The 20,928-nt window shown below is 31.2% G+C and carries 19 protein-coding genes and 2 tRNA genes; all 21 read right to left on the bottom strand.

Translation table 11 applies throughout. From position 1 onward, the window contains the following. Positions 1-61: 61 nt before the first annotated feature. Entirely contained in the window at positions 62-481 is a 420-nt protein-coding gene (locus tag U880_RS0107570) for an HIT family protein (protein ID WP_024655432.1), read from the bottom strand. 47 nt (positions 482-528) lie between these two features. Continuing rightward, positions 529-1,890 carry a magnesium transporter gene (gene mgtE / locus U880_RS0107565; protein WP_024655431.1) on the bottom strand — a complete coding sequence of 454 codons (1,362 nt, stop codon included), beginning with the start codon at positions 1,888-1,890 and terminating at the stop codon, positions 529-531. A 54-nt stretch (positions 1,891-1,944) separates the two neighbouring features. Further along, the gene (locus tag U880_RS0107560) at positions 1,945-3,369 is read right to left on the bottom strand and encodes an MGH1-like glycoside hydrolase domain-containing protein (RefSeq protein WP_024655430.1); all 1,425 of its coding nucleotides are present in this window, start codon (positions 3,367-3,369) and stop codon (positions 1,945-1,947) included. A gap of 281 nt (positions 3,370-3,650) precedes the next feature. After that, a complete protein-coding gene (locus tag U880_RS0107555) occupies positions 3,651-4,661 on the bottom strand; it encodes a BMP family ABC transporter substrate-binding protein (protein ID WP_084543235.1) in 1,011 nt (336 codons plus the stop codon). Between the two features lie 51 nt (positions 4,662-4,712). Then, the gene (locus U880_RS0107550) at positions 4,713-5,783 is read right to left on the bottom strand and encodes a BMP family ABC transporter substrate-binding protein (RefSeq protein ID WP_024655428.1); all 1,071 of its coding nucleotides are present in this window, start codon (positions 5,781-5,783) and stop codon (positions 4,713-4,715) included. 156 nt (positions 5,784-5,939) lie between these two features. Next, positions 5,940-6,968 (bottom strand): BMP family ABC transporter substrate-binding protein, encoded by a 1,029-nt coding sequence (locus tag U880_RS0107545; RefSeq protein ID WP_024655427.1) that lies wholly within the window; start codon positions 6,966-6,968, stop codon positions 5,940-5,942. 23 nt (positions 6,969-6,991) lie between these two features. Beyond that, positions 6,992-8,020, bottom strand: a complete 1,029-nt coding sequence (locus U880_RS0107540; RefSeq protein WP_024655426.1) for a BMP family lipoprotein — start codon at positions 8,018-8,020, stop codon at positions 6,992-6,994. An 81-nt stretch (positions 8,021-8,101) separates the two neighbouring features. Then, the gene (rpsG, locus tag U880_RS0107535) at positions 8,102-8,575 is read right to left on the bottom strand and encodes a 30S ribosomal protein S7 (protein WP_024655425.1); all 474 of its coding nucleotides are present in this window, start codon (positions 8,573-8,575) and stop codon (positions 8,102-8,104) included. Between the two features lie 14 nt (positions 8,576-8,589). Beyond that, positions 8,590-8,964: a 30S ribosomal protein S12 gene (rpsL, locus tag U880_RS0107530; RefSeq protein ID WP_024655424.1), complete on the bottom strand. Its 375-nt coding sequence runs from the start codon at positions 8,962-8,964 to the stop codon at positions 8,590-8,592. 62 nt (positions 8,965-9,026) lie between these two features. Beyond that, positions 9,027-13,160 (bottom strand): DNA-directed RNA polymerase subunit beta', encoded by a 4,134-nt coding sequence (rpoC, locus tag U880_RS0107525; protein WP_024655423.1) that lies wholly within the window; start codon positions 13,158-13,160, stop codon positions 9,027-9,029. 14 nt (positions 13,161-13,174) lie between these two features. Further along, positions 13,175-16,642 carry a DNA-directed RNA polymerase subunit beta gene (gene rpoB / locus U880_RS0107520; protein WP_024655422.1) on the bottom strand — a complete coding sequence of 1,156 codons (3,468 nt, stop codon included), beginning with the start codon at positions 16,640-16,642 and terminating at the stop codon, positions 13,175-13,177. 84 nt (positions 16,643-16,726) lie between these two features. Next, on the bottom strand, positions 16,727-17,098 hold the full coding sequence (gene rplL, locus U880_RS0107515; protein WP_024655421.1) for a 50S ribosomal protein L7/L12: 372 nt from the start codon (positions 17,096-17,098) through the stop codon (positions 16,727-16,729). A gap of 73 nt (positions 17,099-17,171) precedes the next feature. Further along, complete coding sequence (gene rplJ, locus U880_RS0107510) at positions 17,172-17,660, bottom strand: 50S ribosomal protein L10 (RefSeq protein ID WP_012538868.1); 489 nt, start codon at positions 17,658-17,660, stop codon at positions 17,172-17,174. Between the two features lie 10 nt (positions 17,661-17,670). Next, the gene (gene rplA, locus U880_RS0107505; protein WP_024655420.1) at positions 17,671-18,345 is read right to left on the bottom strand and encodes a 50S ribosomal protein L1; all 675 of its coding nucleotides are present in this window, start codon (positions 18,343-18,345) and stop codon (positions 17,671-17,673) included. Next, positions 18,345-18,779, bottom strand: coding sequence for a 50S ribosomal protein L11 (rplK, locus tag U880_RS0107500; protein WP_024655419.1), 435 nt, complete (start codon positions 18,777-18,779; stop codon positions 18,345-18,347). The genes rplA and rplK overlap by 1 nt, the downstream gene beginning before the upstream one ends. Positions 18,780-18,833: 54 nt before the next feature. Continuing rightward, positions 18,834-19,388 carry a transcription termination/antitermination protein NusG gene (nusG, locus tag U880_RS0107495; protein ID WP_024655418.1) on the bottom strand — a complete coding sequence of 185 codons (555 nt, stop codon included), beginning with the start codon at positions 19,386-19,388 and terminating at the stop codon, positions 18,834-18,836. Positions 19,389-19,397: 9 nt separating this feature from the next. Continuing rightward, complete coding sequence (gene secE, locus U880_RS0107490; protein ID WP_024655417.1) at positions 19,398-19,568, bottom strand: preprotein translocase subunit SecE; 171 nt, start codon at positions 19,566-19,568, stop codon at positions 19,398-19,400. A gap of 33 nt (positions 19,569-19,601) precedes the next feature. Then, positions 19,602-19,673: transfer RNA gene (locus tag U880_RS0107485), tRNA-Trp, on the bottom strand. 17 nt (positions 19,674-19,690) lie between these two features. After that, the gene (gene rpmG / locus U880_RS0107480; protein WP_012538153.1) at positions 19,691-19,870 is read right to left on the bottom strand and encodes a 50S ribosomal protein L33; all 180 of its coding nucleotides are present in this window, start codon (positions 19,868-19,870) and stop codon (positions 19,691-19,693) included. Between the two features lie 23 nt (positions 19,871-19,893). Then, positions 19,894-19,966 (bottom strand) — tRNA-Thr (locus U880_RS0107475). 102 nt (positions 19,967-20,068) lie between these two features. Then, the gene (locus U880_RS0107470; RefSeq protein WP_024655416.1) at positions 20,069-20,920 is read right to left on the bottom strand and encodes a hypothetical protein; all 852 of its coding nucleotides are present in this window, start codon (positions 20,918-20,920) and stop codon (positions 20,069-20,071) included. Between the last annotated feature and the right edge of the window lie 8 nt (positions 20,921-20,928).

The following is a 20,928-nucleotide window of genomic DNA, read 5'->3' as shown; positions in this document are numbered from 1 at the left end:
AATAAATTTAATACCAATTATCAGTTAAAATCTCACTTTAATCATCAATTTTTAAAAAATCTCAAATATTTTTACTTATTTTTATAGATAAGTCTAAATATTCATCTCCTGAGAGTTCAATACTACTATTTCTCTTAAAACCTAAATTATCACCTTGAAATCGTGGAATGACATGAAAATGAGTGTGAAAGATAACTTGTCCTGCCTCAGAACCAATCGCACTATAAATATTAACTCCCTGACAAATATTAAAGTCTAATTTTTTTAAAGATAAAGCTATTTTTTTACACACTCCCAATATTTGTCCATCAAGTTCATCACTCACATCTAAAATATCATTACTATGTTGTTTGGGAATAACAAGAGTATGTCCAATATTTAAAGGATTAATATCAAGGAAAGCAAGTATTAAATTATCCTCATAAACCTTATAACATGACATTTCATTTTTAACTATTTTACAAAAAATACAATCACTCAAAATTTCCTCCAAATCAACTCTATCTCAATGCCTATAAAGCATACCTATTAAAAATAATTTGACAACACTAATTTTGCTATATTAAAATAAGCAATTAAAGTCACAACATCAGCAATAGTCGTAATTAAAGGTCCAGCCATCAAAGCCGGATCTATCTTTACAAGCTTAGCCATAATAGGCAAAAGACCTCCCAATATTTTTGCTACCATCAACCCTATCATCAAACATGCAGAAACAACAAACGCTATTTTAAATTTTTCATCATGTGCAGGAATTACAAAAAATACAATTCGTAAAAAATTAACACTAGCTAAAATTAAACCAACTAAAATACTTACACATATTTCCTTAAATAACACTTTAAAAAAATCCCTTACCTTAAGAGTTCCAAGAGCAAGTTCACGAATAATTAATGCAGATGCCTGAGAACCAGCATTACCAGAAGTATCCATTAAGAGTGGAATAAAACTGGTTAGAATAACTAAAGATAAAACTAAATTTTGATAATTAGTAATTATAGTGGCCGTTAAAGTAGAAGATATCATAAGAACCAAAAGCCAAATTATTCTATTTTTTGTCATATCAAAAATAGAAGTATCAAGATAAGATTTACCCAAAGGTGTAACTGCGGCCATTATCTGAAAATCTTCGGTATTTAGATTCTGAATTACTTCAAGGATATCATCAATAATAATGACTCCTATCATCCGCCCCTCATTATCAACAACAGGTACACTCGAAATATCATGATTTTGGAAAAGAAGAGCAACATCTTCTTTTCCATCTCCAACTTTTACAATATAAAATCCACTATTTTTCATTATAGTAGAAATAACAACATCATCACTAGACAACATTAAATCTTCAATCTTAACAACACCTTTTAATCGTTTCTCTTCATCTGTAATATAGTAGGTATAAATATCTTCTTTGGTCTTTGCAACCTTTCTAATATAATCAAGAGCTTCTCTGACATGAAAATACTCTTTAAGTTCAATATACTCTATTGTTACAATTGAACCAGCAGAATCATCACTGTAAGACAAAAATTTATTAATTATCTCCCTATTCTCTTCAGTAGAACTTGCTAAAAACCTTTGCACAACATTTGCAGGAACTTCTTCTAAGAGATCAATAACATCATCAAGATTTAACTCATCTACCATCTCTCTTATTTCTTTATTTGTAAAAGAATTGGCCAATTTATTTTTTGTAACTTGATCAAAATTAGAAAATGCTTCAACAGCAACCTTTTTGGGAAGAAACCTATAAATCAAAATCAAATCAGAACCATTAACCTTCTTTAAAGCTTCACTAATATCAAAAGCATCGTATTTTAAAAGCTCTTCCTTTATATCAGAATATTTTTTTTCTTTAAGCAAGGTTTTTAAAAATACAACATCTATCATATCAATATCTCCAAGATTTTAATTTAAAATAAATGTTTAGCTAACCCTTATTAATTAAAGCTTATCTAAAAGCATAGAACATCTACCTGAAGGTATAGGCAAGGTCTTTTCTTTTTTGTTTAATATGTTTATTGTAAAGTAGTAAAGCTTTTCAGATTCCATCTTAATCTCCCACCCTCTCTTTCCCTTATTACATATAATTGTGGTTTGATTTTTCTTAAGTGATAAACTCTCTATTCCCATAATCTCAAGGGCAGGAATATTCCAATAAACCGTCTTATCTGGTAAACTAATTGTAAGTCCAATGATATTCTCTATCATAAGACTAATGCTAAAGAGTGCAAGATAACAAATAACATCTTTTTCTGGAAGAGTTTTCTTTGCAACATCCAAATATGCTGGGCCCTCTTTCATTGGTTTATAAGCCTCCCAAACATGTCCTTTAATTTTACCATCTGGCAACAAAGTATCTAAAATATAATACAAATGTCTTATGGTAAATTCTCTTGCTATATTTGCACGTCTACAATATTCAAGGCCCTTAATGACAAAAAAATTCATATAGGTATAAACAGAACCATAATATCCATTTCCATCCAAATTAAAATTAGGATCATTAGCTGAAAGAGTAGGAAAAGGATTTGGTGTGCCAAAGTGTTCATGACTCTTTAAATATAAAACCATTCTTTCAATTCTATCTTCACTTGGAATTTCAGATAAAAGAGGTAAAAATCCCACTATAGTCTTAAGTTTAATAATCTTTTCATTAACATCAAGATCATAATAAAAACCATCCACTTCATCCCACATCAACGAATTGATCTTAGCCTTAAGAGAAAAAAATCTTTTCTTATATTCTAAGGATAAATTTTTATCATTTAATATATCCGCTAACTTGGCAATACAATATGCACTATGCACCTGAAACGAATTAAAATCTATAGGATAATGGACATTTTTTCTAGGAGAATTTTTATAAAAAATTTTATTCATATCAATCGAATAAAGACCATTTGATTTTAAAAACTTTTTTTCTATCCACTTATAATACTTATCAAGAACTGGTAAAACATCACAAATACGCTTTTTATTGCCTGTTTTATGATACAAATTATATTCAACCCAAGCAAAAATTGGTAACCCAATACCATCATCATTTCCTTCTAAGTGAATAACATTATTATTATGATCATAACGTGATCTAATTGCACCAGATGATTCTTGAAGTTCATAAAATTTATCAATAGTAGATGTGGGAGAATACTCTCCATTACTGTAAACAAGAAAAAAGCTTGAAAGACAAGCTTGCAATTGATCTATAAATTCAAAATTTTCAGAATAATAATTCTTATCCTTTTTACCTTTCTCTAAAGATTGGGAAAAAATAATTTTATCTCGAATCCAAGAGAGACTCTTATTATAAATATCAATAAAATCCTGATCATAATAATAAATTTTGGGAAACACATTCTTATTCAATGCTCAAACCTCTGAAAAACATATATCAATCGACTCCTATTTATTATACATTATAATAATAATAAAATGAGATTTAAAACCAAAAATTTTGGATATTAAACATAAATAAAAGTTAAGCAATATCTAATAAAACAAGTTATAAGTTAAATTATAATTGCAAAAAAACAAATTGATACACCTAAGATAAAAAAATTAATCGTTAAAATACGTATCAAAATTAAATGGATTATACAAAAAATATGTAAATAAATTCTTTAATCATTAATAAAAATTAATAGTAATTAAAAAAATATTCTAAGAAACCTATTATAAGCATCCTTATTATTTGGAACAATAATTTTACCATTAATTATCTTTGAAGAAATATCATCTAATTCCTTTTCAAGATTAAAAGAAATTTTTTTAGGATTTTTAACAAAATATAGCAAACCCTCTTTTAACCCATAATTTAATAATTGACCTCCTTCAAAAGCTCTTGTTTTCAAATAATTAGAAATAACAATACTTAAGATTCTTCCAATATCCTTAATTGAAGATGTAATAATATGTTCAGGTAATAGATGAGACTGATCTTGATCAACACCAATAACATAATATTCATCCCCAAATTTTTTTGCAGCCTCAATAACTCCAAGTCCAGATAAACCTGAAGCATGATAAATAATGTCTATACCACCCGCATACATCTCATTTGCCAATATCTCTCCCCTCTCAGAATTAACAAAACTTCCAACATATCTATTATCAATATTAATATTTTGATTAGCATAAATAGCACCAGCTTCATATCCATACCTAAATATGTTGATAAAGTCATCATTCATTCCGCCTAAAAACCCAATCTTACCTGTTTTGGAAATACTAGCAGCAATATAACCTACTAAAAATGCTACTTCCTCTACTCTAAAAGTTATGGCTGACAAATTTTTAGGAATGCTTAAGTCAGAATCATATATAAAATCAATAACTACATATTTGATTTCTGGATTTTTCAAAGCAATTTTAAGAGCCACATCACTAAACCTATACCCAATCAACCAAATAAAATTAGAACCATCTGCTTTCAATGAATTTAAATCAGACAAATAAGAATTTGGACTAGATTCCTTTATAGCTACTTCTAATCCAAATTCTTGCTCTACCTTTTTAATACCATTCAAAGCACTCTTATTAAAAGACTCATCATCAAAAAATCCATCTACCAAAACACCAACTTTAACAGGCTCATCATCAACTTCAGAAGTAAAACACGAAAAATACAACAAACATAAAACTAACAATAAATTAATCACATATATCTCCTCTTTAAACTAATCCAATACAATCTCTAACATAATTAAAGTCTATAACCTTGCCTTAAATAAATCAAATTCATGTTCAGTAGAAGGAACAATTAATTCCTTTTTAATTATCTTAGTTTGAATTTCCATAAGAATATCAATAAGCCCACTATCAATAATATCAGGATCTTTAACAATATCTAAAACATTGTCTTCAAGTCCTAAATCAACAACTTGACCACCAGAAAATTTATGATTTTTTATCAAATTTAATGAATAATCATGTATTGCTTTCCCAACATCCTTTATTATAGAAGTAATAACATGACCAGGTGCAAGATATGATTGATCTTTATTAACTCCAATAATATAATGTCCAACTCCAAGTTCTTTGGCAGCTTTAAACATACCAAGTGAAGCAGGCCCCATGACAGGAAGAATAATGTCAACACCATCCTCAACATACATATGTTCAGCAAACAATTTACCAGCAACTTGATCAACTTCATCCAACATCCTCTTTACAATTACTCTTGTTCTAGGATTTGCATAAAATGCTCCTGCTCTAAATCCAATCATAAATCTCTCAATATAATCCATATTAACACCTGTCACAAATCCAATTCTATTACTTTTACTCATCTTAGAAGCTAAATATCCAGCTAAAAATGCACCTTCCTCTGCTCTAAAATTAATAGCTAAAAAATTTTGAGGAATTAAAATATTTTCATAACGCAAAGGATCGATAATTCCATACAAAACATTTAAATTCTCATTAGCAAATCTTATAACAGAATCTGAAAAAGAAGCACCAATAAACCAAACAAAATTAGCCCCCTTTTTTTGTATTTCGTAAACATCTTCCGCTAACAATTCACTAGCAGACATAAACATTTTTTCTTTAGAAGGATAAGGTGTTATAACTTTTGGAATAATCTGAGTTCCAAATTCATTTTTTACATCAACAACACCATCAAGAGAATTTTGAAAATAACCCTCATCATCAAAACTACCCGAAGCCACAATTCCAATAACAAGCTGACCATCAATATTTTTATCAAAATTCTTTTTTGACAAAAAACAAGATATAAACAGTAAAACAAAAAGCAAAACAAAAGATAAACTTTTAGACATAACCGATCCTCTCCTTATACAAAATAACTTTTAAGTGCACATTTTTTTAAATGTAAAACAAAAATTTATAAATGCAAAATTTATTCAGAAAATAAAAATAGACTATGTATTAACATATTAATAAAATTAATATATCTCTCTAAAAAAAGAATTGATTTAATAAATATGAATATTTAAAAAATTATTATATTTATCAAAATTATTTGGAACTATAATATCGCTATTAATTATCTTATTCTCTATAATTTGAATTTCAGATTTAAGTTCATCTGTAATTTTAAAACCATTTTTAACAATACTAACAGCCTTATCTTTAAGGCCCAATTTTAGTAACTTACCACCATTAAAACTATTCGTATTTAAATAATCCTTTGTTATTTCATAAATCGAATTCCCAACATTCTTAATAACTGACGTCAATACATTACCAGGAGCAAGATAAGACTGATCTTGATCTACGCCAATAATATAATACCCATTTCCAAGTTCTTTTGAAACCTCAATAGCACCAAGTCCTGCAAGCCCTGCTGCCACAAATATGATATCAACATCATCTTTGTACATTTTTAAAGCAATAGTCCTTGCTAAAGACAAATCTACAAAAGATCCCACATATTGAGAAATTAATTCAACATCTTTATTTGCATATTTAGCACCAGCTTCATATCCATATCTAAATGCATTAATAACCATGCCCTCCATTCCACCTAAAAATCCAATTTTACCTGTCTTAGACATTTTAGCCGCAAGATACCCAGCTAAAAATGAAGCCTCTTCAACTTTAAAGGAAAGGCCAAGCAAATTATCAGGAATAGTAGTATCATCTTCATAAATAACATCAACAGATCCATAACTAATATCCCTATTCAATAAAGCAGCATGTTCAATAGACTCTTGAAGTCTAAAACCAACTCCCCAAATAATGTCAGAACCTTTATCTTTAAAGCTCTCTAAATCACCAGCATAAGCACTACTTGTTGAAGCTCTTCCAACAATTTCAACTCCAAATTCATCTTCTAAAACTTTAGCACCTCTCCAAGCATCCTCACCAAATGATTTATCATCAAAAGTACCATCAACTATCAAAGAAATTAATGCCTTCCCTGAAGTTCCCAAAATAGATGCCTTTCTACTGCATCCTAAGAAAATGAATATCACACAAATCAATACCATAAATTTATTCATAAAGTAAAACCTCTAATTCCATATCATCTTGTATGTAAATGGTTACTAATAAAATAATTATAAGATTTTTCATCTTTAGGAACTGTAATCTCATTATTAATTATTTTTTCTTTAATCTCTAAGAGAAAACCTGGGTTCCTAATTAAATCTAAATCTATTGTTTCATTAAAAATCAAATCAAGTGCGCCATCCTTAAGTCCAAACTCCAAATTACCTCCACGCCAATTATCAAACTTTAAATAAGATTTTGTCAAATCGAAAATAACTATATCAATGCGCTTAACGTAAGACACAAGCACATTATCAGGAGCAAGATAAGACTGATTTTGGTCAACACCAATAATATAATGCCCATCTCCAAGTTCTTTTGAAACCTCAATAGCACCAAGTCCTGAGAGACCTGCTGCTGCAAATATAATATCAACTCCAGACGAATACATTTTACTTGCAATTGAACGTCCAAGAGATAGATCAGAGAATGTTCCTATATATTGAGAAATTAACTCAATATCTTTATTTGCGTACTTAGCACCAGCTTCATATCCATACCTAAATGCATTAAGAACAACACCCTCTATTCCACCTAAAAATCCAATTTTACCTGTCTTAGATATTTTAGCCGCAAGGTATCCAACCAAAAATGCTCCTTCTTCCGATCTAAAATTTATATTTACTAAATTTTGTGGCAATTTGACATCTTCCAAGTAAGAACCCTCAATAATGCCATAATTTACATTAGCATTCTCAAGAGATTTACGTAAAAATACATCTGAAAACTTAAAACCAACTCCCCAGATCAAATCAGAACCACTCTCTTCTAAACTTCCAATATCAGACAAATAATCAGAAGCTTTAGATTCCTTTTGAATCATATTCACCTTAAATTCTTCTTGAATCTGAGTCATTGCCTTGGAAGAATTTTCATTAAATCCTCTATCATCAAAAGTACCATCAACAATGACAGAAACAGTGTTAGAAAATGAAACCTTATCTTGTGAATCTGAACAACTTAAGATGAAGCAAAGCAAAACAATCTTTATTAACCATGGCATACACAAACCTCCACTTAACTCTACTTAAGATCACATAAGTCCACAACATAAAAATATATAAAAACTAAACCTACTACTATATTACCATCTATAATGTGTGAAAGCTCTGTTTGCTTCTGCCATTCTATGAGTATCTTCCCTCTTTTTAAAAGCAGCACCTGTTGAATTATAAGAATTAAAAAGTTCATTTGCTAATTTTTCTTGCATTGATTTTCCACTGGCTTTTCTGGCAGCTGATATAATCCATTTCATTGCCAAAGCCTCACGTCTCTCCTCTCTAACTTCAACTGGAACTTGATAAGTAGCACCACCAACTCTCCTACTGCGCACCTCTACTAATGGTTTAACATTATCTAAAGCCTTATTGAAAGCAGCAACCTTATCAACCTCTTCAAGTTTTTCTGCAAGCATATCAATTGAATTATAAACTATAGATTCACTAATAAACTTTTTCCCATCGTACATCATTCTATTTACAAATTTAGCAATTGCCTGAGAATCATACTTCGAATCTTTAAAGACCTTTTTCTTAATTTTTTTACTCTTTCTTGACATACAATTTACACCTCTTATGCCTTTGGTTTCTTAGTTCCATACTTAGAACGACCTTGTTTTCTATTATTAACACCAAGAGTATCTTTAGCCCCTCTAATGATATGATATCTAACACCCGGCAAATCTTTAACTCGTCCACCCCTAATTAGAACAACTGAATGCTCCTGCAAATTATGACCAATCCCTGGAATATAAGCTGTTACCTCAAATCCATTTGAAAGTCTAACACGAGCTACTTTTCTTAAAGCTGAATTAGGTTTCTTAGGCGTAACTGTCATTACACGAGTACAAATTCCTCTCTTTTGAGGACAATTTTGAAGCGCAGGAGATGCTGTCTTTTCTTTTTGACTTTTTCTTGGCTTCCTAATTAGTTGATTAATTGTAGGCATCTATGCTCCCTTTTTCCTGATTTTACCAGTAAATGGTATCAAATATAAAATTTATTTTCAAGCTAGACTTCTGAATTTGAATTTTCTCTCACTTTGACCCTTTTATATAAATTCATCCCCGTTCCTGTAGGAATTAAATGACCAATAACAACATTTTCCTTAAGACCTCTTAGATCATCAACACTACCAGCAATTGACGCATCTGTTAAGACTTTAGTTGTTTCCTGGAAAGAAGCAGCTGAAATAAATGAATCAATATTAAGAGATGCTTTAGTTATACCAATAAGAATTGGACTAGCTACTGCGGGTTCACCACCTTGCTCAATAACCCTTTTATTTTGCTCATAAAAAGCATGCTTATCGACCTTTTGATTATAAACAAAATTAGTATCACCCACAGAAACAATTTTAACTTTTTTCATCATCTGCTTAATAATAACACCAATATGCTTATCATTAATACTTACACCTTGCTTTCGATAAACATCTTGAATTTCTGCTAATAAAAATTCTTGCAAACTAATTCCACCAAGAATTTCAAGAACATCATGAGGATTAATTCTTCCATCACAAAGCATATCTCCAGCTCTAACAATATCCCCATCTCTTACTAAGAGATGTTTTCCAGCAGGAATATAATGCTTATGTTCAACTCCATATTCATCTATAACATTAATAAGTCTTTTACCTTTTTGAATTGCCTTAAATTGAACAACTCCACTTACTTTAGCCATTTCAGTTAAGTTTTTAGGAATCCTTGTTTCAAATAAATCATTAACTCTAGGAAGACCACCTGTAATATCTTGTGTTTTCTCAGATCCTTTAGAAAGCTTTGCGATAATATCTCCTATATCAATATCTTGCCCATCTTCAACTTGAAGATAAGCATCTCCAGGTAATACATAAGATGCAATTTCAACACCTCTATCATTAATAATTAAAATTCTAGGATCAAGAGATTCAAAAACTTGATCTGTAATTCTCTTTTCAATATTTCCTGTTTCAAGATTAATCTCTTCTTTAAGAGTTGTTCCTAAAATAATATCTTTAAATTTAATTTTTCCTTTAACTTCAGCAATAATTGGTTCTGCAAATGGATCAAATGTCCCAATTACACGTCCAGCCTCAACATAATCCCCAACATTTATTTCAAGTCTTGTACCAACCTTTAGCGAAATTTCTTGTTCTTCAGAGACAATCATCAACTTGTTATCTTTAATCTTAATGTAACCAATATGAGATGATAATATTTCAATTCCATTTTTATCAATAAATAAAGACATTCCCTTAATTACTTTTTGAGAATCTGAGACCTTAAGTTTCTTAATTTTCTTAATACTCTCCTCATAAATCACATTTATTACCCTTAAGACTCCCTTCCTTGTAAAAAGCAACCCTCCATCAACTTGAACATTAAAACCTTCAAGTCCATTTAGAATAAAAGCATTCTTAAGAGCAATCTTATCATCTTCACTACCAGCTTGTGCAACTCCTCCAATATGGAAAGTTCTCATAGTAAGCTGTGTTCCTGGCTGACCTATTGACTGTGCTGCTATTATTCCAACAGCTTCTCCAATGCTAACAGGTTTATTATTTGAAAAATCCCGTCCATAACACTTTTGGCAAACCCCATGCTCAGCTTCACAAGTTAAAACAGATCTAATAACAAGTCTATCAATACCAACTGTTTCTAACAATTTTATCTTGGCTTCTGTAATCTCTTCATTTACATCTAAAATAATCTCTCCAGTAATAGGACTTTTTATTCGTTCAATAGAATAACTTCCAACAGCCTTTTCTCGTAAAGGCTCAATTATTTCCTCACCATTTTTTAAAGCTTCAACTTTTATACCATTAATAGTACCGCAATCTTCTATCCTAACAACAACGTCTTGTGCAATATCTACCAATCTTCGTGTTAAATACCCAGCATCTGCTGTCTTAAGAGCAGTATCTGCAAGTCCCTTTCTTGCACCATTTGTAGATATAAAGAATTCAATAACAGACAATCCCTCTTTAAAGTTAGAGATAATTGGAAGTTCAATAATGTCACCCGATGTTTTAGCCATTAATCCTCGCATTCCAGCAAGCTGCCGTATCTGATTTCTACTTCCACGAGCACCAGAATCAGCCATCATATAAATCACATTAAAGCCATCTCTATCCTTTTTAAGAATCTCCATCATTTTATTAGTAAGCTCTTCATTTGTTTTTGACCACACAGAAACAACGTTATTATATCTCTCTTCTCCAGTAATAACACCTTTAGTATAATCATTCTGAATTTTTGCAATCTCTCTATTAGCCTTCTCTACATACACCTTTTTCTCTTGAGGAACAATAATATCACTCATACTTATTGTACATCCAAATTTAGTAGCATACTTAAATCCAAGCTCTTTAATAATATCCAACATTTCAATTACAATAGAAGACCCATAAATAACATAAACCTCAGAAATTAAAGTTTGCAATTCATAGTCACTAAGGGTTTTATTTACAAATGAAATTTTTCCTGGCAAAGCTTCACTAAATACAACACGTCCTGCCGTAGTCTTTATATATTCTCCACCAACCTTTACATAAATTTTTGCATTATAATCTAAACTTTTATTATTAATTGCAAGAAGAACATGATTAAAGTTAGAAAATTTACGCCCTTCTCCAATAACATTCTTTCTTTCCATAGTTAAGTAATAAAGACCTAACACAATATCTTGAGATGGAAATACTATAGGATGTCCATTTGCAGGATTTAACAAATTATTAGTTGACAACATCAAAGCCCAACTCTCAGCCTGTGCAGCAGGAGTTAAAGGAACATGAACAGCCATTTGATCACCATCAAAATCGGCATTATATGCATGACAAACAAGGGGATGTAATTTAATAGCCTTTCCTTCAACCAAAACTGGTTCAAAAGCTTGTATTCCCAACCTGTGAAGGGTTGGAGCTCTATTTAAAAGCACAGGATGCTCTTTAATAACATTATCCAAAATTTGCCATACTTCATCTACTTCTTGTTCAATTAAACTTTTAGCTCTTTTTATATTAAATACGGCTTCACTCTCAATTAATTTTCTAATCACAAATGGTTTAAAAAGCTCAAGGGCCATCTTTGCAGGAATACCACACTGATGAAGCTTAAGTTCAGGCCCAACAACAATAACAGAACGACCAGAATAATCAACTCTCTTTCCAAGAAGGTTTTGTCTAAATCTACCTTGCTTACCTTTTAACGCATCAGATAAAGATTTAAGGGGTCTATTAGACGTGCCCTTAACAACCTTTCTCTTATGAGAATTATCAAAAAGAGAGTCAACTGATTCTTGAAGCATTCTTTTTTCATTTCTAACAATAATCTCAGGAGCATTAAGAAGTAAAAGCTTTCTTAATCGATTATTTCTATTTATTACCCTTCTGTAGAGATCATTTAGATCAGAAGTTGCAAATCTTCCACCATCAAGTTGCACCATAGGTCTAATTTCTGGCGGAATAACAGGAAGAACATCCATAATCATCCATTCTGGTTTATTGCCAGAAACCTTAAAATTTTCAATAATTTCAAGACGTCTTAAAAGTTTTTTATCCGTTTTGTCGTCTTTATCAATCATCTGAAGCCTAAGCTTAGATGAAAGCTCATCAAGATCAAGATTTTCAAGTAGAGTTTTAATTGCTTCAGCACCCATTGAAGCGCTAAAAGACATTCCATATCTTTCTTTTGCTTCAGAATATTCATCTTCATTTAAAAGTTGCATTTTTTTAAGGTCAGTATCACCTGGCTCAATTACAATATATTTCTCATAATAAAGAATAGAATTTAAATTAGAAGCTGTAATATCAAGTAAAAGACCAATTCTAGAAGGAATATATTTATAATACCAAATATGAGCAACAGGAGCTGATAGTTCAATATGTCCCATTCTTTCACGTCGCACCTTAAAATGAGTCACTTCAACATTACAACGATCACAAATAATACCTTTATATCTTATTGACTTAAATTTTCCACAATAGCATTCCCATTCCTTAGTTGTACCAAAAATTCTCTCACAAAAAAGACCATCTTTCTCAGGTCTTAAAGTTCTATAATTAATAGTTTCAGACTTCTTAACTTCCCCATAAGACCAACTTCTAATTTGGTCAGGAGATGCTATTTTTATTCTTATCTTTTCAAAATCTTTTATCTCTTTCATAAAATCCTCAAAACCTAAGTCTTATTAATTAATTCCTCTTCCTTTTCTGTTAAAGGAATTTGATTTCCATTATCATCATAAATAGACAAATCAAAACCAAGACCTCTTAGTTCCTGCATCAAAACATTGAAAGATTCAGGAATTCCAGATACATTAGTAGGAATACCCTTAACAATATTTTCATATATCTTAACTCTTCCTGACATATCATCTGACTTTACTGTTAATAATTCTTGCAAAGTATGTGCAGCTCCATAAGCTTCAAGAGCCCAAACTTCCATCTCTCCAAGTCTTTGTCCACCAAATTGAGCTTTTCCTCCAAGAGGTTGTTGAGATACAAGTGAATAAGGTCCTGTAGACCTTGCATGCATCTTATCATCAACAAGATGATGAAGCTTCAACATATATATAACTCCAACCATAACTTCATTTTCAAATGGTTCACCTGTATATCCATCATACAAGATTGCCTTTGATGTCTCATTAAATCCAGCTTTTTTTAACTTTTCTTGAATACATTCATTTGTAGCAGACTCAAAAACAGGAACATCATAATATTCACCAAGATACTTGCCAGCAAGACCAAGTTGAGATTCCATCAATTGTCCAATATTCATACGAGATGGTACTCCCAAAGGATTTAAGCATATATCAAGAGGGGTTCCATCTGCAAGATATGGCATATCTTCAACAGGAAGAATCTTTGCAACTACACCCTTATTTCCATGTCTTCCTGCCATTTTATCACCTTCTTTAAGTTTTCTTTTTTTGGCAATATAAACCTTTAATATTTCATCCACACCAGGTGGCAGATTCCCAACATCATCTTTAGTAATTCTTTGAACATCAATTACAGTTCCCTCAGTACCATGAGGAACTTTTAATGAATTATTCTTAACGTCCTTTGCTTTCTCACCAAATATAGAAGTTAAAAGTTTAAATTCAGGAGTAATATCTCCTTCTGATTTTGGAGTAACTTTACCAATTAAAATATCACCTGGTTTTACATAAGTCCCTATCCTCACAATCCCGTTTTCATCAAGTTTACTCAATATCTTTCCACTAACATTAGGAATATCAGCCGTAACTTTTTCAGGCCCAAGCTTAGTCTCTCTTACTTCAATGCTAAATTCTTTAATATGAATTGAAGTATAAAGATCTTCCTTTACAATCCTCTCAGAAATTAAAATAGCATCCTCATAATTAAATCCATTCCACGGAATAAAACCAACTAATAAATTATTACCAAGCGCCAATTCTCCATATCTAGTAGCAGGACCATCTGCTATTATCTCATCCTTATTAACAATTTGGCCATTTTGTACCAAAACTGAATGATTGAAAGAAGTATCCTGATTTGTTCTCTCATATTTATAAAGTTCATATTCATCTAAATCTTGTTCAGAAGTTCCATTATCAGGTCTAATAACTATCTTTTTGTTTGTTGCTAAGACAACCCTACCAGGTCTTTTTGCTTTAATAACAACACCAGAGTCTTTTGCAACTATTCTTTCCATACCTGTACCAACAATAGGTGGTTGTGGAAATAATAAAGGAACTGCCTGACGTTGCATATTCGAACCCATAAGAGCACGATTTGCATCATTATGTTCAAGAAAAGGTATTAATGCCGAAGAGACAGATATTAATTGTCTAGGCGAAACATCCATGTAATCGATATTTTTAGGCATCATTGTAGTATAATCACCAGAAATTCTAACAGAAACCAAATCATCAGTATAATTACCATCAGAACTAACAGAAGCATTTGCCTGCGCAATACATTTTTTTTCCTCATCAATGGCAGACAAATATTCAATATCATCAGTTACTTTACCATCAATCACCTTCCTATAAGGAGTTTCTAAGAAACCATAATCATTTACTTTTGAATAAGTAGCTAAAGAAACAATAAGTCCAATATTTGGGCCCTCAGGAGTTTCAATAGGACACATCCTACCATAATGAGTATAATGTACATCTCTTACTTCAAAACCTGCTCGATCTCTTGAAAGTCCACCCGGACCCAAAGCATTAAGACGTCTCTTATGAGTAAGTTCGGCTAAAGGATTAACCTGATCCATAAATTGAGAAAGCTGACTGGTTGCAAAAAATTCTTTAACAGCAGAAACAACGGGCTTAACGCTAATTAATTCTTGAGGTTTCAGATTGAATACTTCCTTATTAGACATTCTGTCCTTTGCAATTTTTTCCACTCTTGACATTGCACCTTTATATATGTTTGTAAGCAACTCACCAACAGAACGCACTCTTCTATTTCCAAGATGATCTATATCATCAAGAACATCATGCCCATCATATATTCTTAAAAGATGAGATATAGTATTTACTATATCTGTCATAGTAAGAACTGATGTCGTAAGATCATCAAGACCAAACTTCTTAGAAAGTTTATATCTTCCTACATGACCCAAATCATATCTTTTTTCTGAAAAAAACACAGTCCTTAAATCATTCTCAGCATTGTCAATCGATATTGGTTCACCAGGCAAAAGTACACTATAAACTGCAAGCATCACGGATTCTCGTGAAAGCTCTTTAAATCCATCTTTTAAAGCAAAATAAGCATCTTCTTTTTCAAAACAATTTAAAATAACATCGGAACTAATGAAATGTTTTCCAGGAACATTATCATACCCATCAAAATCAATCAGGTTTATCTCTTTAACTCCATTTTGCAAAAAGTCTTCAATATCTTGCAAAGTTATCTTATCACCTGCCCGATAAGTCATATTTTCTTTTATAGTAATGTTTGTAGCTAAATACTGTCCTGTAATCTCTCTTTTAGTATCATCATTTACTTCAATTCTTCTAATATTATAAAAAGTCTCTATTATTTTTTCTCTAGTATCAAGACCTAAAGCTCTTAAGAAAAGAGTAACTAATATTCTTTTTTTTCTGTCTATCTTAACATAAAGGTAATCTTTCTTTGAGTCAATCTCAAATTCCAGCCAAGAACCACGATAAGGAATAATACGAGCATAATATAAATCTTTTTCCTTATAAAAAACAACCCCCGGAGATCTATGAATTTGTGAGACAATGACTCTTTCTGCACCATTAACGATAAAAGTTCCTCTATCTGTCATTAAAGGAATAGTTCCCATATAAACATCTTTTTGTCTTATCTCTCCTGTTGTTAGAAACTGTAAGTTTAATCTTATCTTTAAAACAGCCTCATAACTTTGCCCCTTTCTTTTACACTCTTTCTCAGTAAAGCTAATAGAATCATATTCAATATAATATTTCTCATATTCAAGAGCAACCTCACCATTGCTACTTTTCATAGGAAAAACATCTCTAAATACAGATTCAAGGCCCTCATTGAGCAAAGGTTTATTATTTTTTAATCTCTCAAGTTGCAAAAATTTTTCATAAGAATTCAATTGTATTTCTATTAGGTTAGGTAAGTTTAAGATTTCTTCGGCTTTTCCTTGTCCTAGATGAACCCTTTTTATCATTAAAAGACTCCTTTTTTAAGACACAATAAACCACATGCCACTTAAACGACATGTGGAATAAAAAATTTGGCATATTTTTATGCTTTACTTAATTTCAACTTTTGCACCAACTGCTTCTAGTTTCTTCTTTATTTCCTCAGCATCTGATTTTGAAACACCTTCCTTAACTGCCTTAGGAGCAGATTCAACTAAGGCTTTAGCCTCTCCAAGTCCAAGTCCAGTAATAGCTCTTACTTCTTTAATAACGTTTATCTTACTATCTCCAAAAGATACAAGCATCACATCAAATTCTGTCTGTTCCTCAACACCACCAGCAGCAGGACCAGGGCCAGCAGCAACTGCAACAGCAGCAGCAGTAACCCCAAACTTTTCTTCAATAGCTGTTACAAGCTCAACAACTTCAGATGTTTTAGCTTCTTCAAGCCATGTTAAAATATCTTCTTTATTTAGTGCCATATTAACTTAACTCCTTTCATATTATTTTAAACAGTGATAGCATGCACCCTATTAAGACTAACACTGTTTTTTTTTAAACTTTAATATCAGACAAAGCCTTTAACGTTCTTACAAGTTTTGACATTGGTGCTTTAAGCACACTCATAAACAAAGAAATAGATTCAATCTTAGTAGGAAGTTTACTATAGGCACTAAGTTTAGACTCATCATAAACTTCTCCTAAAACAAAACCTCCTTTAACCTTTAAAGTAGTAGTTTTGACAAACTCATAAAAAATTTTTGCAATAACATTGGCTTCATCAAAAGCAGTAACAACAGCTGTTGGACCTAAAAGATAAGAATCAAGACCTTCAATATCTTTATCTTTTAACACTCTTTTCATTATATTGTTCTTAACAACTTTTAAAGCACCCTTTTCATCCTCAACCCTACTTCTTAACTTAGTAAGTTCTGCTACCGTTAATCCTCTGTAATCTAAGAAAAAAATATTATCCTTACCATCTAAAAACTCTTTTAACGAATTAAACATTTCAACCTTTTTAGGATTTATCTTTTTATCCATAATTCAGCTCCTAAACAAAATCAATCTTTACAGAAGGTCCCATCGTAGATGAAACATAAACACTATCAACAAAAGTACCCTTTAAATCACTTGGCCGTCTTTTAAGTAATTCTTTAATAAACTCATCATAATTTTCCCTTATCTTCTTACTATCCATAGAAGATTTACCAACAGAAAAATTAATTACACCATTCTTATTTGCTCTAAACTCTGTACGTCCCCTCTTAAGACTAGCTATTGTAGCTTTCAAATCATTTGTAATTGTTTGTGTCTTTGGATTTGGCATCAATCCCCTCTTTCCTAAAATCGGACCAAGCTTTCCAACATCTTTCATCATATCAGGCGTTGCAACAACAACATCAAAATCACTAAAACCACCCTTAATCTTATTAATAAGATCATCATCTCCAACATAAGCAGCACCAAATTCTCGTGCCTCTTCTGCTTTCTCACCTTTTGCAAAAACAAGTATTCTCTTCTCTCTCATAAATTGATGCGGTAACACAAGTGTCTCTCTAACCGTATGATTTTTCTTTAAATTAAGATTAACAGATACATCTATAGTCTCATCAAATTTAACAAATTTAATTTCTTTTAATAAAGATATTGCATCATCAATATCATAAGCTCTAAGCTTATCTACCTTAGAGAGAGCTTGAATATATTTTTTTCCACTCTTAGCCATTATTTTTCCACCTCAACACCCATAGATCTAGCACTTCCTGCAATAATTTTAAATGCAGCTTGCTCCGTTTTTGCATTCAAATCGGGCATCTTAATCTTTGCAATTTCCATTATTTTTTCTTTTGATATAACCCCAACCTTATCTGTATTTGATTTTTTAGAACCTGCTTCTATGCCAACAGCTTTTTTAATTAAAACTGAAGCTGGTGGAGTCTTAACAACAAATGAAAAACTCTTATCACTATAAACAGTAATAATAACAGGAACAACAATTCCTGGTTCCATTTTAGCAGTTCTTTCATTAAATTCCTTAACAAATTGAGGACCACTAACACCATGAGGTCCAAGAGCCTGTCCTATTTTGGCTCCTGGAGCAGCTTGAGCAGCTGGAACTTGAAGTTTAACCCAAGCAACTTCCTTTTTTTTCTTAGACATAAAAACTCCTTATGGTAAATAACGCTCTTAAAGCTCCCATTTATAAACTGATTGCTAAATTTTTTCTATATGCTGAAAATCAACTTCAACAGGAGTTGACCTTCCAAAAATTTGGACTGCAACTTTCAATTTTTTCTTCTCATAATCAATAGATCCAATAACACCCTCAAAAGAATCAAAAGGGCCTCCCTTAATCCTTACTCTCTCACCTTCCTCAAAATCATAAAGTATAAAAATAGATTTATCTGCTTTAATCTCTCCCGCAAGCATAAAGACACTCTTAACCTCTTCATCACTAATTGGAAGAGGTTTTTGTTCTTTAGTAGTACCAACAAAATTTACAACACCTGATATTTTAATAATATTAGCTACAGTACTTTTCCACTCCTGATCGGGAAGATCCAATTCAATCAATATATATCCCGGCCAAATCTTTCTCTCACGTATACGTTTTTTTCCATTTCTTATCTCTTCTACTCTCTCAATAGGAGCTTTAACATCCAAGACATTATTACCAAAAACACCTTCACTAATTAAAAGCTTTATTTCCTGTTCTATTTTTTTCTCATACTGAGAAAAAGTTTGTAGCACATACCAGGCCCTAGACATAATCTTTCCTTAAAATATATAAGTTATAACAAGATACATGATATAATCTACCGTACCTAAAAAAACAGAAATAAAAACAACCAACCAAAAAACCTGTTTTCCACTGCCTATTACTTCATTATACCTAGGCCATGTTATTTTTTTAAGTTCTAAAACACTTTCTTTAAAAAATTTAAACATTTAAAAGCCTCTCTCTGACAATAATACAGATAACAGGTCAGAAGGGAATCGAACCCCCAACATGTGGTTTTGGAGACCACTGTTCTACCATTGAACTACTGACCTATCACTTAAATCACTTTTCACTTTATTTTGCCTTCTTTATGAAGAGTATGTTTCCTTAAACTTGGACAATATTTCATCAATTCCAATTTTTCTTGAGTATTACGTCTATTCTTAGTAGTAGTATAATTTCTAATTCCTGTCTCTTCACATACTAAAGCTATAAGCCCAACAGCCCCTTTGCCTTTCTTCTTTCCCATAACAACACTCCTAAATATACAAAAGCCCTCAATCGGATTTGAACCGACGACCGCCACCTTACCATGGTGATGCTCTACCACCCGAGCTATAAGGGCACTATTTCTCTTCGGTAATAAACCCTTATACCATGTTAATTTATTATCCTAAAAAAGACAAGCCTTATTACATAATATCTTAAAATTTCAATTTAAAGTCCATCATTTAATAATAACGAACTTACCTTCTCTTAAAAGATTGATATTATTTTCATTTGAAAAGATCTTATTTATGGAATAATCATCAAGTATAATATCTGAATGATTTTTGCCATAAACCCCCTTAGCAATCAATCTTAAAGGATAGTCTCCAATCCTATCTTTATTCTTATAAGAAATATCATTTGTATATTCAAACATACCCCATTTTTTAAGGGCATCCGGATCAACCATTCTTTTGTCAAAATAAAGCTTAATATTTTCATCATAAATTTTAACAAAAAAAGCATCGGTTAATTTAACAATAGAACCAGAAGAAGATTTATAATCATCACCCGCATAAATAATAATTCCGGTATATACAAACTGTTCAACGGTTGTATTCATTAATGGAGAAAAAGCTTTATAAGGCTTACTATGACCTAAAAATAAATTTATAAAATCAGGGAAAATACAAAGCTCATACCTAACGGTAATATTTTTCAAATCTTCTGAATATTTCATATATCCCCTTTTCAAAATACTATCAAGTCCTGAAAAATATAATATTAAATGAGGATCAGAATCAAAATAGTCTTTAAAAGTAAAATCAGAATCAATTATTATTTCAAAAAGCGATTCTCTTATCAAAGTATCCTTAAAGTCATTAACACTAAACACTAATCTAGAAGTAGAATCAATACCGACTCTGCCAAATCTATCTTCATCTACTGGTTTAATAATATCAAAATAAACTATTTTAGCATCCCAATCAATTGTTCTCTTTATGCTAGATCTAGATGAAACGTCATTTATGATAGAAACATTAGAATAAAACAAAAATAAAAAATTCAAAAGACCATTAAGCAAATTCACATAAATCT

The organism is Borrelia hispanica CRI (assembly GCF_000500065.1).
Taxonomy (GTDB): domain Bacteria; phylum Spirochaetota; class Spirochaetia; order Borreliales; family Borreliaceae; genus Borrelia; species Borrelia hispanica.
This window is presented reverse-complemented; position numbering and strand designations above follow the sequence as displayed.

Bases quoted from the DNA above. Each gene is read 5' to 3' on its own strand.
- mgtE (WP_024655431.1), bottom strand. From the start codon at position 1,890: ATGATAGATGTTGTATTTTTAAAAACCTTGCTTAAAGAAAAAAAATAT.
- U880_RS0107550 (WP_024655428.1), bottom strand. From the start codon at position 5,783: ATGTCTAAAAGTTTATCTTTTGTTTTGCTTTTTGTTTTACTGTTTATA.
- U880_RS0107545 (WP_024655427.1), bottom strand. From the start codon at position 6,968: ATGAATAAATTTATGGTATTGATTTGTGTGATATTCATTTTCTTAGGA.
- U880_RS0107540 (WP_024655426.1), bottom strand. From the start codon at position 8,020: ATGCCATGGTTAATAAAGATTGTTTTGCTTTGCTTCATCTTAAGTTGT.
- rpsG (WP_024655425.1), bottom strand. From the start codon at position 8,575: ATGTCAAGAAAGAGTAAAAAAATTAAGAAAAAGGTCTTTAAAGATTCG.
- rpsL (WP_024655424.1), bottom strand. From the start codon at position 8,964: ATGCCTACAATTAATCAACTAATTAGGAAGCCAAGAAAAAGTCAAAAA.
- rpoC (WP_024655423.1), bottom strand. From the start codon at position 13,160: ATGAAAGAGATAAAAGATTTTGAAAAGATAAGAATAAAAATAGCATCT.
- rpoB (WP_024655422.1), bottom strand. From the start codon at position 16,642: ATGATAAAAAGGGTTCATCTAGGACAAGGAAAAGCCGAAGAAATCTTA.
- rplL (WP_024655421.1), bottom strand. From the start codon at position 17,098: ATGGCACTAAATAAAGAAGATATTTTAACATGGCTTGAAGAAGCTAAA.
- rplJ (WP_012538868.1), bottom strand. From the start codon at position 17,660: ATGGATAAAAAGATAAATCCTAAAAAGGTTGAAATGTTTAATTCGTTA.
- rplA (WP_024655420.1), bottom strand. From the start codon at position 18,345: ATGGCTAAGAGTGGAAAAAAATATATTCAAGCTCTCTCTAAGGTAGAT.
- rplK (WP_024655419.1), bottom strand. From the start codon at position 18,779: ATGTCTAAGAAAAAAAAGGAAGTTGCTTGGGTTAAACTTCAAGTTCCA.
- nusG (WP_024655418.1), bottom strand. From the start codon at position 19,388: ATGTCTAGGGCCTGGTATGTGCTACAAACTTTTTCTCAGTATGAGAAA.
- secE (WP_024655417.1), bottom strand. From the start codon at position 19,568: ATGTTTAAATTTTTTAAAGAAAGTGTTTTAGAACTTAAAAAAATAACA.
- rpmG (WP_012538153.1), bottom strand. From the start codon at position 19,870: ATGGGAAAGAAGAAAGGCAAAGGGGCTGTTGGGCTTATAGCTTTAGTA.